The 14,493-nt window shown below is 45.9% G+C and carries 7 protein-coding genes; 1 reads left to right on the top strand and 6 read right to left on the bottom strand.

The features are described from left to right. Positions 1–2 precede the first annotated feature (2 nt). From VYM24_RS04160 to VYM24_RS04145, 4 genes are all read right to left on the bottom strand, one after another. Positions 3–2,669, bottom strand: a complete 2,667-nt coding sequence (locus VYM24_RS04160; protein ID WP_330941531.1) for a glycoside hydrolase family 2 TIM barrel-domain containing protein — start codon at positions 2,667–2,669, stop codon at positions 3–5. A 137-nt stretch (positions 2,670–2,806) separates the two neighbouring features. Beyond that, a complete protein-coding gene (locus VYM24_RS04155; RefSeq protein WP_118422504.1) occupies positions 2,807–4,783 on the bottom strand; it encodes a RagB/SusD family nutrient uptake outer membrane protein in 1,977 nt (658 codons plus the stop codon). A 20-nt stretch (positions 4,784–4,803) separates the two neighbouring features. Then, positions 4,804–7,998, bottom strand: coding sequence for a SusC/RagA family TonB-linked outer membrane protein (locus VYM24_RS04150; protein WP_118422503.1), 3,195 nt, complete (start codon positions 7,996–7,998; stop codon positions 4,804–4,806). A gap of 42 nt (positions 7,999–8,040) precedes the next feature. After that, positions 8,041–9,438 (bottom strand): DUF5125 domain-containing protein, encoded by a 1,398-nt coding sequence (locus tag VYM24_RS04145; RefSeq protein ID WP_118422502.1) that lies wholly within the window; start codon positions 9,436–9,438, stop codon positions 8,041–8,043. Positions 9,439–9,995: 557 nt separating this feature from the next. Between VYM24_RS04145 and VYM24_RS04135 the strand changes: the two genes are divergently transcribed. Next, positions 9,996–12,872 (top strand): ligand-binding sensor domain-containing protein, encoded by a 2,877-nt coding sequence (locus VYM24_RS04135; protein WP_330941530.1) that lies wholly within the window; start codon positions 9,996–9,998, stop codon positions 12,870–12,872. On the opposite strand, the gene VYM24_RS04130 is transcribed toward VYM24_RS04135, so the two are convergent. After that, a complete protein-coding gene (locus VYM24_RS04130) occupies positions 12,864–13,496 on the bottom strand; it encodes a WbqC family protein (protein WP_330941529.1) in 633 nt (210 codons plus the stop codon). The genes VYM24_RS04135 and VYM24_RS04130 overlap by 9 nt on opposite strands. Positions 13,497–13,552: 56 nt before the next feature. Next, the gene (gene lepB / locus VYM24_RS04125) at positions 13,553–14,488 is read right to left on the bottom strand and encodes a signal peptidase I (protein WP_330941528.1); all 936 of its coding nucleotides are present in this window, start codon (positions 14,486–14,488) and stop codon (positions 13,553–13,555) included. Positions 14,489–14,493: the final 5 nt, after the last annotated feature.

Raw genomic sequence — 14,493 nt, 5'->3', positions numbered from 1 at the left:
AGTTAATAAAGTTTTCTGAGTTTTATACCGTTCAGAAAGCTTTTTCCATTCCGAACAGGGAAGCGTATTTCAATTTTATTCCGAAAGTTTGTAATATTGTATCTTTTCCGCAAAGCATGGAAGTAACCGCTCTCCCGGCAAGGAGAAAAGTCTTCTTCTACGGTTTCATCATTAACGATTATGCTGAAACAGTTCTCGCGGCTTTCTACATCGGAATTCCGTCCCAACTGATAGGCGGTGGCTGCATTCTCCCGGAATATATCTGTAAAAATAAATTCCATCTCGTAAACTCCGTTGGGAACATCGAAACAATAGCCTTCAATGTCGTTGCGAAGGGTTTGGAACAACGGCCCGTCATTGGTATTCTCAACCTGTGTCTGACTGTTTTTGCTTTCTCCGCCAATATATCCCCAACTGTTTTCAGTGTAGGGCTGATCGGGTAACCATGTGAGCCGGCTTTCATCGGAAGTATAGAAGCAATTGCTGCCTACATTCACGGCAAGTTCCAGATTCCGTAAGTTTGTTTCATTCAACTTTGCAGGGACAGGGGTGAAGCTGAGGTGGATGCCGTCTTCAATGGTATGGAGATTACGGACAGCTTCTTTGCTTTCAGCTTTGGCGGAAATGAAGTGTTCTTTCCGGCTGAACGGTACTTCAAATATAACGGTGTAATTCTTAGTCTTTTGCTTGCCCAAAGACTTGCCGTCAATGAAAAGTTCCACTTCCGGAAGGTTGGTGTATACTTTGACCGGCAGCAGAACCGGAGTCTCTCCATGTTGCACACCGCTGCGGTGAGTCCAGTCGCGGCTGGCAATATGTAACACGGGAATGTCTTGTCGCCAGGCTGCCTTGTAGTAATAGTACACGTCTTTTGGGGTACGATCCGAATATACCAGTCCTTTGTTGTTGATGCGCGGCATAGATTCATCACGCAGGGCGGAAGAGAAATCGATAAAGTTCCAGTGCGTTCCACCACAGACGTAGGGCGTTTCTTCCAGTACGGGCAGGTAATGCTCCAGGTACTTCTGCTGATACTCGATGCTGAAATCGAAGGCGTTCGGTTGCAGCGAATGTATGCGCTTGTCAGAACCTGCGCCGTATTCGCTGACAATCATGGGGTGCGAAGGAAACTTTTTGTGTTGTTCTGCCAGGAAGCGTTCGAAGCCTGTAAGGTTGCCTCCATACCAGCCTTGATACAGGTTCCAGCCGACAATATCGGTAATACTGCCCAATCCTACCTCGTTGTAACTGTTGCTGCCATGAAAGGCCATAGTGCTGACACGAGTGGAGTCTTCTTCTTTCAAAACTTTCTCCAGACGATTGGCGAGTGCCAGTGTCCGTTCCAGCACGGGCTTCAGTTCTTCTTCTTTTTTATAGCGGCGCTGGGTGACGAGCAATATTTCATTCATGTATCCCCAGGTGATGATGGAGGGGTGGTTATAGTGTTGGCGTATCATTTCTCGCAGATTGCTTTCGCAGTTTTCTGCGTAACCCGGAGTGTCGGGCACAATGTCGATGATGGGTATTTCTTCCCAGGCCAGCATACCGAGTTTGTCGCACATTTCCAACAGGGCATCATCTTGCGGATAATGGGAAATGCGGATAAAGTTGGCGCCCATTTCTTTCATCAGCATCATGTCGCGGCGGTGCATCTCGTCCGTCAGTGCGACTCCGATGGGCTTTTGGTCCTGGTGGCGGCAAATGCCGCGTAATTTATAAGGCTTTCCGTTGAGGGAGAAGCCTGTCTTGCCATCGAAGCCAAACCAGCGGAAACCTGTATGATGATTACTGCGGTCGAGGATGGCTTTTGTTTTTTTATCGCGCAGAATGCTTTCTACCCTGTAGAGATGAGGTGTCTCGGGTGCCCATAATTGGGGGGACAGGATAGGGGTGGTTTCGGTATGAAAAGAGTATAATTCTCCACCTTTTATCTGGATAGACTGTTTCTGGGTTTGGGCAATACTTCCGTCGGGATTGTATACGATATGCTCCAGTTCAAGAGATGCTTTCTGTACTGCATCGTTCTTGATCTCTCCGCGAATAAGTATCGTGCCTTTTTCTTCGGACACTTGCGGGGTACTGATAAATATCCCGTCCGAGCTGTGGTTGGTCAGATGGAAATGCTGTTTGGAGACTGCTGTGAGCCATACATCCCGGTAGATGCCGCCAAAGAATGTAAAGTCGGCGGAGATAGGGGGGATATCCTGCCGGGCGTTGTCTACACGGATAGCGAGAGAGTTGGGAGAGTTGAACGAACAGAGCGAAGTGATATCGAATGTGCAGGCGGTATATCCGCCGTTATGTTCGCCTACTTCTTTACCGTTGATGTAGATGGTAGCGGCCTTGCTGGCTGCATCCAGTTTCAGGAATACCTGTTTGCCTTGCCAATGTTGCGGCAACATCAGTGTACGGCGATACCAGCCTGTTCCCTGGTAATACTTTTTTTCGGTATATGCATCCGTATTCCATGTGTGCGGGAGATGTATGCTGTTCCACGCACTGTCGTCGTAAGTTGTAAAGGCTGCGGCCTCGCACTCACCTTTATGGAATTTCCAACCGTCGTTGATTGTCTTACTTTCGTGCTGTGCGCAAACTGTCTGGGACAGGAACAGAATCATGGGTATCAGTATCCGGAGTTTCCGGGCTGGAAATGTTTTCTCTTTACTCATGGTATATTTATTGTTGATTTGTTAGCTGAGAAAGAAAGGAGGCAGTAACCAGGCCGGTTATGCCAGTTGCTGCCTCCAAACCTTCATTCAATCTTTCTACTTATATCCTTTGAAAACGAATCAAAAAAGCTGTCTTTTTACCATCCGTAGTTTTGCGGAATACGCCCTTCGGACAATTCTATCACATTCTGATGGATAGGATAGAGATAAAGTTTGTCTGTCCATTGGCGGTTTTCCAGCTTCGTACGCGTATAGTAGGAGGTAGGTTCGCCCGGAGCTTTATCTTTCGAGCCCTTCATATTCATTCCGTAGAAGCGTGTCTGGTCGCAACCTATTCTGCCCTCGTCACCGCAGACCATCCAGCGGCGGATATCGAAGTAGCGTTGTCCTTCACAATAGAGTTCTACGTAGCGTTCGTGCTGGATGGCATCGAACTGTTTGTCATAATTGCCTATTATACCGGTCTTTATGCCGTTATCGTTCATGGTTTGGTAGCCTGGGATACCTGCGCGTTCGCGTACTATGTCGATATACTTGATGATGTCCGCATTGCCCGGATCTATTTCATTGAGTGCTTCGGCATAGAACAGGTAGAACTCGGCCAAACGGTAGATGATGGAAACACGTTTCCAACTCTGTGTATCACCGCTGGCATGGTTCACAGTACGGTTCTTGAATTTGCCCAACATGTATCCGCCTTTCACATTGTCACCGTTGGAGAGGTCGTTTCCGCCACCTGCCGAGAAGTCTACGACGTAGTTAGGATTGCTGTTCATCCATTTCTTGAACCAGCTTCTTCCTTGGTATACCACGCTTGCGTAGAAACGAGGTTCACGGTTGGCATACATGTTGGAGATGTTCTGATCTGTCTTTTTGTCCTTATAGTCAGGGTCATAGCAACGGTTTTCTACAGCGCTGAATCCGGTTTCATCGTAACCGCTGTTCGGATCGTCGATGTCGAGTCCATTGGCCATGAAGAACATATCTACAGCGTCTTGAGACGGGCCGATAGTGCCATAGCATGAGTTTACATCACGCGGGTTGGTACGTTTTTCCATCTTGTACTGATCGGAGTAACTGTTGTTGGTACTGCACCACAGGATTTCTTCATTATACACCTGGAAGAGGTTGTATACCGAACGGTCGGGTTGCTCCACTCCGTTTGCCATCACGCGGTAGAGGGCGTGGTGTTGTGCTTCGGCATAATCTATCAAGTCCTTAACACGGTCTCTGGCAGTCACCCATTTCTGCGGGTCCTTGCTCTGCGGGAAGATGTACTCGCCTTTGGAGTTTTGCAGTTTCTGCAATCCCTGGTAGTATTCGGAACCGTCGCCACCGTTGAACAGTTTGGAGGCTGCATACATCCACAACTTGGCACGCAGTGCTTTGGCCACTACGATGGTGGGGCGTACCACTTCATTGGTGTTGAAATTATATGCACCGTCTGCGTATGACGTGATGACTGATTCGGGCAGTTTGGACTGTGCGGGGTCGCAGAGAGGGGCCAATATGCCATCGATGTAGTTCACCATTTCGTCCACCGTGGCACGGTCATAGTCCGTCACGTGCGGTTCGGCAGCGTCATCTATTTCCGTCACGATACAGGCAGGGCCGTAAAGCTCGAACATAGAGAAGTAATAATAGGCAATCATGAACCGACATTCATCCTTCATGCGGGCTATTTCCTCGGCTGTCAGCTTGTTGGTACTGCTGGGGTCACCTACACCTCCGTCATGGGCGCGTTCAATGAAAATCATGGCTTGGCGTATGTCTTTGTAGAAAGTGGCCCAACGGTGATAACTTCCGCTGGCTGCCGTAAAGCCTGCCATCATGACGTCGCGTGAACTGGCTTTTTCCGATGCGATTTCACCGCAGAGGTTTGACCATGGGTTTTTGAAAGCGTTGACTTCTGAACCGGTTTCTGAATATTCCATCAGATTGCGGTAGATGACTCCGTACCAGTTTCGGGTATAGGTTGCATTGTCCCAAACTTGATCGACTCCCAGGCTGGCGTTGAATTCGCCTGATATGTCGAGATAGTCTGAACAAGATGCTGTGCTGAATGCAAGGACGGCAGAACCGACGGTTGCGTATAGTAAATTTTTCAGTTTCATATCGTTTATTAATTAGATGTTTAGAATGTAACTTCTGCTCCAAAGGTCCAAGTGCTGGAGATAGGATATTTGGCACCTGAGTTTGCATCACCCAGTTCCGGATCCCAATATTTCACGTCGTCCCAGGTTTTCAGGTTGGTGCCTTGTACGTAGAGACGAAGGTTGGTGAGACGCAGTGACTTCAGTTGCTTCTTGTTGAACTGGTAACCGAATTCTACGTTCTTTAGGCGGAGGAAACTTGCGTCACGATACCACCAGGTGCTCGGTTGCAGGTTGTGTGCAAAGGTATTGTTGCGCAGGCGTGGGTAAAGCACGTTGTCGTTGTAGGGGTCGGATGCCTTCCAGCGGCTCATAGCCTCCATACGTGCCGAAGAAGCGTCCTTGCCTTGATTGAACGGCATGAAGTTGGATGCCTTGCTCATCAGGTTGATGGAACAACCCGTTACACCTTGGAAGAAGATACCGGCGAAGAATCCTTTCCATTCAGCGTTCAGCGAAAGACCATATACGCTGCGCGGGGTCTTGTCCAGATGACCGTTACGGTAGGTCTTGTCGTCGTCATTGATAACACCGTCATTGTTCAAGTCGCGGTATTTGATGTCACCGGGTGCTACGGCAGCTCCCGGATCGGCTACACCGGATTTCAGTTGGTAACTTTCGGCACCGCTCACAGGATCTATAGTGATATTGAAATCATCGGGTGTATAGAGTCCGTCGGCGATGTAGAGGAAAGGAGTCCACAATGACATACCCGTGAGATCCTGGTAGCTGTATTTATGTCTGATTTCATCCGTTTCCACAATCTTGTTCTTCGCATACGTGTAGTTGGCACGGAAGGTCAGATTCAGATTGCCTACATGTTGCTTGAAAGTCAAACTTCCGTCAACACCCTTGTTGCTTACGATACCATAGTTCTGGGTAGGGTTGGATTGCAGACCGCTCATTGAGGGAACCGTGTTACGGGTAATCAGGATGTCCTTACGACGGTTGGAGAAGTAGTCCATAGAGAGGTCTAACTGTCCGTTCAACAGACCGAGGTCGAAACCGAAGTTGGTTTTGTCCTCAATCTCCCAACGCAGGTTGGCGTAGTAGGCGCGGTTTTCGCTCAATCCGCCGAACCAGTTCTGTGCATTACCGTTTGATATGCCTGATATACCCAGGTTGAGGCCGCCGGCATCGGTGTTCATTGCTTCCTGGTAGGGGAAACGGGTATTGCCCAACTGGTCGTTACCGGTACGTCCATAGGATGCACGCAGTTTCAAGGTACTGATTACTTTCTGTACAGGTTCAAAGAACTTTTCGTGGCTTACATACCAGGCTCCACCCACAGCGGGGAAGATACCCCAACGGTGACCCGGGGCGAAGTTCTCACTACCTGTCATACCGAAGCTACCTTCGATGGTGTAACGGTTGTCATAAGTATAAGAACCACGACCTACGATGCTCTGTTTACGATAAGGAAGCAGGTTGAGGCCACCAGCGTTCTGGTTCTGGGTTTCCTTTTGGTTGTATAGCAGTAAGCCTGTAACATCGTGTTTGTCGTTAAAGTTACGCTTGTAGTTGAGGGATGCCTCAATGTAGATCTTTTTGTTACCGCCGGATGAACCACTTGAGGGGTTACTCAATGCAGAACCTGCTTCCAATGACTTGAATATCAGGTTGCCATCGGCATCGCGTCCGGTAGCTGTAAAGGTAGCGGGGGACATTGTACGGTTGACATACTGGTTGGAGTTGGCATCGAAGCTGACGCTACCTCTTATAGAGAGTCCCTTCGTGATGAAGTCCAGGTCTTGTTCCAACAATACCTTGCTTTGGAATGTGGCATCCCAACTCTTACTGTATCCACTGAAGTAGAGGAAGTTGTAAGGATTCTGACGGAGGCCTGAATTGTCATAGTTGGGGTGCTGTGCGGCTGAACCGTCCGAGTAGATCTGCGGATAGAGGTGCACAGGTTGCAATGTCATACCACCGAAGATGTCACCGGCCGTTTTGGAGGGAGCCGTACGGTTGATGTACTGTCCGGACATATCCACAGACATACGGGTGGTTTTACTCAGTTCGAAGTCGATATTGGAACGCAGGTTGTAGCGGTCGAAGCTGATGTTTGAATCGTAGTCGGCGTTCTTCTTCTCCTTGTACACACCGTCTTGCGTATAGTAGGCACCCGATACGAAGAAGCGTACGCGGTCGCCACCACCACGGAAGTTGATGGTATAGCGTTGGCTGCTGGTGTGGTCGCGCAACATGCTCATCCAGTCTGCATCCGGATAGAGGTCGGGGTCTACGCCGTTGCGGTATTTTTCCAGGTCAGCGTCGCTCACCGGTGCTGTGTAGTTGGCGCGCGGGTTGCCGTTGCTGTTCCAGTCTGCTTCGTTGTATAAGCTCAAATAGTCGTAAGAACTCATGAGGTTGGGCAAGCGGAGCGGTGTGGAGTAGCCGTATTCGGCCGACATGCTGACAACAGTCTTCTGTGATTTACCACGTTTGGAAGTAATCAATACTACACCGTTAGCACCTTCGGCACCATATACGGCTGTTGCGGCGGCATCCTTCAGAATAGAGAATGTCTCGATTTCATCTACGTCAATGTCATTCATTTTACGGGGCACACCGTCTACCAGTACCAGCGGGTCTGTTCCACCGGCATACGAGCTGATACCGCGGATAAAGAACTGAGCATCGTCCCAACCCGGTTCACCCGAACGCTGTACGGCAATCAGACCGGATAGCTTACCAGCGATGTTGTTGGTAAGGTTGGCGCTCTTTACGCTCAATTGAGCCGGTCCTACGGTTGACATGGAGCTTACTACACTCTCTTTCTTTTGCTTACCGTAACCCACAACCACTACTTCTTCCGTAGCGATGGCATCCATCTCCATTCGGAGGTTAAAAGTGGTTTCATCGGCTTTCACTCTGTGATCTACACTAACGAATCCGATATAGCTGAATTCCAGTACTTCGCCGGGAGCTGCTTCGATGGAGTATCGCCCCTCGACGTCACTGATGACACCGCGGTTGGTGGTACCTTGCACCCTGACGGTGGCACCAATAATGGGGTCACCATTGGAATCGGTCAACAAACCGCTGATGCGTTGTTTTTGTTGCTGTACGGCTTCAATACCGTTGGCTTCGTCAGCAGCGCTGGCACGTAGAGTGGCAGGTTGTGCTACCAAACCAAGGGCAAACATAGCTGCTATATAATATCTTTTTTTCATATATCTATACTTAATTGTTTATCTATACTTTAAGAAAGTTGGTCATTCGCCCATTTCGTATAAGGGGAGTTCGTCTAAGGCTTTTATCCAGAGTCCGTTCGGATTGGTGCTGGTTTCTACAGTCATCACCATGTATTTGCCGGATGGCCAAGTATCGTTGGCGTTGAAGTTACCGTCACTGGCGTATTTGATATAGTTGCCACCTTCTTTTGCACTATATGCTCCGGGGCCTTTCCATTCCAATCCCCATCCTTTCTGTCCGAAGAACTTGAAGTTGACGCCATTTACGTTTTGTCCTACAAGCATTATCAGTTCATACTTGGTGTCGGTGAGCGGAACCAGGTTGAATGCTTTGCCCGTGTTCCAGTTAATGTTGTTCTGAGCGTATGATGGGAATCCTATCTTATCGTTACCAATCACCCACATGGCAGTGGCATTCTGTGTGCTTGATGAAGAAGCGTTTTCCAACTGTTCCATCATGATTGCTTTCATACCTTTATCCAGCGTGAGTTTGTACTTACCATCTCTTCCGCGGAAGTGGAGCAGAGTTTCGTCTCCATTTACGAGGTCAAACCAGGTAGGGTTCTTCCAGAGTTCGGCATACTCTTCTTTGATGCCACTGATTTTGATGATGTCGTCCTTCTTGAATTCGGTTTCAACGTAGAATACGTTGCCCGATCCGTCGAATTCCATAAACTTGTTCTGCGTGTCGAAGCGTATACCGAATTTCGGGAATGGGGCACCTTCAAAAGTCAGGGTGTTGAATGTGATTTCATACTTGCCGTCTTCATCATAGCCTGTGGTTTCGAAGCCGATACCTTTGGGGGCATTGAGGGCTATCTTGCCATTGTCCATACCGAAGAACAAGTCATTGCCTTGCAGGTAGGGGTTGTTTGTTCCGTCAGAATAGGCCGGTGCTATGATAGATGCTTCCATGTCGGCCGGGAAAGCTTCACGTGCTTTGTATTCATACTCTTTGCCGGGAACAGGAGTCATGGTGTATTCTTTGCCATTGGCAGCCACCAACTTTAATGTTTGGTACTTGGGTCGTTCGATGGCAACGGTCATTTCTTTGCTGTCGTTGCTGAAACGCTCGTTTTGGATGCGCAAGATAACCTTTGCATCTCCGTCGGGTGTGTTTCTCTGGTAGGGGGCCAGTACTTTTCCGCTGTACTTTCCATCAGCTTTCAGGCTGTAGAAGGCTTCGGATACCATTTCTTCTCCATAGTAGAGTTGAACCTTGGCCTGGTTGATTTTCACGCCTCCGCTTTTCACCTCGAAGTCGAAGGTGATACTATCACCCATGTAAGCTTTTTCACTGCCTACAAAGGATACGATAGTCGAGCTGCCGTGATCATCGAACTGGTCAATCTCATCTTTGCACGATGTCATGCCGATAAGGCTGAGTGCCATCATGCCGAGCAAAAATCGATTTCTCATAATCTATAAATTTAAAATTAAAAAAAAGTGATGTATTATATTTAAGTCTCTGTTATTTCCATTTGAAAGAGTTTACCGAGCGTGGCTGCAAGTTGCAGTTTGCCGAGTGCTTCTTGCCTGCGGTGTCGGGGGCGGTGAGCACGATACTCTTGGCCGAACTGCTTTTGTTGATGATGACAAAGGCATAGCTTCCATAAGATTATAGGTGCGGGTGTCGGTGGTGGTAAGCATGTAGGCTTGCAGACCGACAGGCTGAATAGGAACACATAAATGAATAAATAAGATGCTTTTCTCATGTTAGTATGACTTATAGGTTTTACAAAATGGTTTTATCCGCTGCAAATATATGCGTGTGATGAGGGCGTTTCCTAAAAATACGCTACTTCAAAACTTTCTCATTCATTGGTTTTAACTACATCATGACTTTCTCTCGGGTTAATTATTTTGTTGATAATTAAATGTTTATTATAATAATATCGCTACATCTGAAAATAATTCTTTTATTTGTAGGTAAAATACTCTATCTTTGTTTTCATAAGAATAAAATGTTAACCGCTATGAAACGAAAATACCTTCTCTTTTATATTCTTCTTCTTTTTATATCTATTCCTGTAAGTGCCGGATGGCAACGTCCGGTGACGAACTATACCCGGCATACTTATAAAGCTGGTAATCAGAATTGGAGTATTCAGCAGCATGATAATGGTTGGATATATGTAGCTAACAACAAAGGCTTGTTGGAATTTGACGGTGTGGAGTGGAATACATATCCCATTCATAATGCCAAAACACGTGCAGTGAAAGTGGGACATGACGGGCGAATTTATATCGGTGGATTGGAGCAATTTGGCTATTTTACTCCAAATCGTCTTGGTGGGTTGGAGTATATTTGCCTTTCTGATAGTTTATCTCCCAATGTGAATGTCGGAGTCATCTGGAATATTTTATTAGACGGAGACCGGGTGTATTTTCAATCGGACCGTCGTTTCTTTTATTGGGAAGAGGGGAGTGTGAAAAAAATAGATTATTCTTCAGAGATTTATACTTCGTTCATCTTGCGTAATAAACTGTATATCACTTCTACTGAAGGATTGTTGATGTTGAATGGAACAGAATTTATATCTGTTCTTGGATCTTTGGAGATAGGAGCGACTGTCAAAGTCGGTGGATTGTTACCTCATCAGGACAGTTTGTTAATGGTAACCCGGGATAACGGATTGTTTATTTACGATGGCACTGTTTTTAAGAAATATAATACCGTAGCAGAGGATTTTTGCCGTAAAAATAGAGTTTTCTGTGCTGCATTGCAAGATTCGTTGTTGGCGTTGGGTACTATTCAGGGTGGAGTTTGTCTTTTAAATCTGAAGACGAATGAAATGGAAATCATATCTACGGAAAATGGTTTGCAGAACAAAACTGTGTTGAGTATGCTGTTTGATAAGACGGGCAACCTATGGCTGGGGCTGGATAATGGGATTGACTGCATTCACCTGAAAGCAAGGCTTGCTTCACTCTATGGAGGTAAACCTGTGATCGGTTCGGGATATGCGTCTTGCAGTTATCAGGGTAAATATTATTTCGCAACGAATCAGGGGTTGTATCGCTCTACTCTTCCGGGGCAGTTAAACCAGAGAGATCCCATAGATTTCGTACCAGGTACAGGAGGTCAGATGTGGTCACTTCACCAATATGACGATAAGTTGTTCTGCTGTTCGGATAATGGTATCTTTATTATGGATGGAGATCATATGGAACATCTCAACAATCCCAAAGGAGTATGGGGAATTGTATCGGTGGATGACCGTAAGGATGTGTTGATTGCAGGCACTTACAGTGGACTGTATTTGCTCATGAAGAGAGGGACGAGTTGGAGGGTAGAAAGCTATATAGAGGGGTTTACCCGTTCGTGCAAAGATATGTTGATGGAAGATTCGACTCATATATTGTGGGTTGGAAATAAAGAAAATGGGGTTTGTCGTTTGACTTTGGCAGATGATTTACGAAAGGTGGAAAAGATGAAAGACTATAATAACATCATCTTTCCACGTGGATATGATGCTTGTTTGTTGCGGGTGAAAGATGAAGTTACTATAGCTTCACATTATGGTCTGTGGCAGTATAATCAGAGTCGTGATACGCTGGAAGCGTGTATTTGGCTGGAACAGTTATTAGAAGGAAAGGCTGCGTATACCTATATGAAGATAGACTCATTGCAAAATATCTGGTATGTAACAGATGGCGTATTGAAAGTATTGCATTATGATGCTGATAAGCAGGAGTATCGCCGGATAACTAATGAGCAGTTCTTGAAAGGGGCATTGATAGAAAACTTTGAAGATGTAAGTCTTTATAAGGCCAACAAGGTAGTGGCAGGAACAGAGGAAGGCTTTTCACTGATCACACTGGACAGCCTGCCGGTGCAACAAATGCCGTTGACATTGCAAATCAGGAAAGTCTACTTGACGGGATTGCGTGATTCGCTTATTTATGGCCGCAGTTATTTGTATGATACAGCGCCGATGGTGATTCCTTATTCTCAAAATTCAATGCGAATAGAATATAGTGTAAACAACTTCAATAAGGCGCACACAGTGCTATATTCTTATCAGTTAAGTGTAGGTGGTGAGAAAGGAACCTGGAGTGAATACAGTGAGAATAATATGAAAGAGTTTACAGGACTGCATGAAGGAAAGTATGTATTCAGTGTGAAATTGCTTACTGACGGCAGTCAGGAACCGGTGGAAACCTCGTTTGCTTTTGAAATATTGCCGCCGTGGTATCGCACATGGTGGAGTTATCTGGTTTATTCGGTAGTGGTAGTGTTGCTGTTTTATTATGTGTATTATCGTATCTCAGTAGGGCGTAAGCGCTTGTTAATGCAAAAAGAACTGGAACTCTATCGACAGGAACAAAAATTCCAAAAAGAAAGTGATCTGAAGGATCAGAAGATAGATTCGTTGCAGGAAGAAAACTTACAGTCGGAATTGCGTCATAAATCGGAGGAACTGATTCGTACTACTTTGAACATCGTACGTAAGAATGAAATCTTATTGGATATAAAAAAGGAAGTACTGGGCATTTCCCATTCCATCAGCGAAGAGAATCTGGTTTCTCTTCGTCGAAAAACACTTCGTCTGTTGGGACAGATTGATACGAACATCGAGCATGATGACGATTTACAGGCATTCCAAAGCACCTTTGATTCGGTACATCATGATTTCTTCAAAAAATTGGAAGAAGCATATCCGGAACTGAACAACAAGGAAAAGTTACTTTGTGCTTATATCAAGATGAATTTGCTTTCTAAAGAGATTGCTCCGTTGTTGAATATTTCTTTGCGCGGGGTAGAAATAAGCCGTTATCGCTTGCGTAAGAAGCTGGGACTGGAAGAAGGAGCGAATCTTGCGGAATTTTTGCAGAAATTCTCAAAATGACTTCTGCAATACAAGTAAGCTCTCAGGTCCCATGTTGAAAAGAAGATCGATGATACTCAGATTCGGCAGGAAGCCGAGACGTTCCTGAAAAACCTGATAATAAGGCTGGACTATGAAGTCCGGATCTTCCTCTTTGTAATCCTTTTTGGGATGGATACGCTCGCGGAAATCATCCTCATCGGGTGTAAAACTGCTTTGGAATGAAGTAGTACGTTCCATGTCCGGCTGTATGTCTATCAGTGAGCAGACCAGATGACACAGTTCCTCGTTGAAATCGACTAAAAACTCATATTTCTTCTCGTAGAAAGGTTGGAAATCATCCCTGTAATATTCAAAAAAAGGAGTATGGTTATAAGCCGATGATAAAGCATTCCAGTGTAGATGACGCCAATTGCCGTGATCGGAAATGCGGATATCTTTTAAGGGACATTTTGGAGTACCGGGTTTGACGGTAGGGATGGAGAGAGCCAACTCGCCATCGGGCGCTGCAATGGTGCAACGGTTGCGGTAGGTTTGCTTCACGTAGTGATCGTGCTGTTCGATAAAGACTTTATCGTATGCCACCAACTTGGCGTAATATTCTACAGGTGCCAGATAGGCGGAAGAGAGATATATAGTTTTCATGAGGTTCGCAATTTATGCCTGATACTTAATATTTAATACTTTGTAATTAACCCTATTTATCTTACCGTTTTCCACATCCTTTTCCAACGATAACCGTTGAACAATCCGGTTCCTGTCTTTTTGGAAAACCAGATGAGCGAAGCTTTGCCGATGATGTGATCTTTGGGTACAAAGCCAAATAAGCGGGAATCGGAGAGATTGATGGAATTATTAGCACCTACCCAGTAGTAATCCTTGGTGAAATAGCAATGCTGTACAGGCTTTCCGTCAATGTACAAAGTATCGTTCTTTATTTCAGCTTGTTTATTCTCATGCAGCACAAGCGTGTTGCGTAGTAAAGTACGGTTCCACGGATATACACGCACCGGTTTACCTTTGCCGGGAACAATCAACGGGCGCAGGGCTTCTATGGAGTCTCCTTCATTCAGTAACTTTATCCAGCAATTGCCATTCATCGCTTGTTCCAGCAGATAATATTCATAACGGCTGAAGCTACGTACATTTCTTACGCTATCTTGTCCCATCAGGTGGTTGTTACATATGGACAATAGTATAAGTAATGAATCCAGCTGTTTTTCTTTTTCTCGTGGATAAGTATATAAAAACTTCTGGTCGGGAGCGTTTTTTTCTGATGGAATTACGGAGAACAGGGAGTCTATCAATAAGGTATCTCCCGGTACGCCGATACATCGACTGATGAATGTTTCGCGCCGGGAAATGACAGGCTCTGACAGATTAGCCGGATTATTGAAGACAATGATATCCTCTTTTTGTACAGGGTTGTCCCCCCAACGGTGATAATTCCACAATGCCATAAGGGGAAGGCGCAGACCGTAACTCCATTTATTTACGAGAATACGCTCTCCCTGAAACAAAGAATTCTCCATACCCGAAGAAGGAATAAGATAGGAAGTCATAACGCAACCCCGAAGTAACACCACAACGAGTATTATTCCGATGATTGCTCCCGTTATTTTCCAAGCCTTATTCATTTGAT

It is taken from the genome of Bacteroides sp. MSB163 (genome assembly GCF_036416795.1).
In the GTDB taxonomy this organism is placed as follows: Bacteria; Bacteroidota; Bacteroidia; order Bacteroidales; family Bacteroidaceae; genus Bacteroides; species Bacteroides maternus.
Note: the sequence above shows the minus strand (reverse complement) of the source record. Positions and strands in the feature narration are given on the sequence as shown.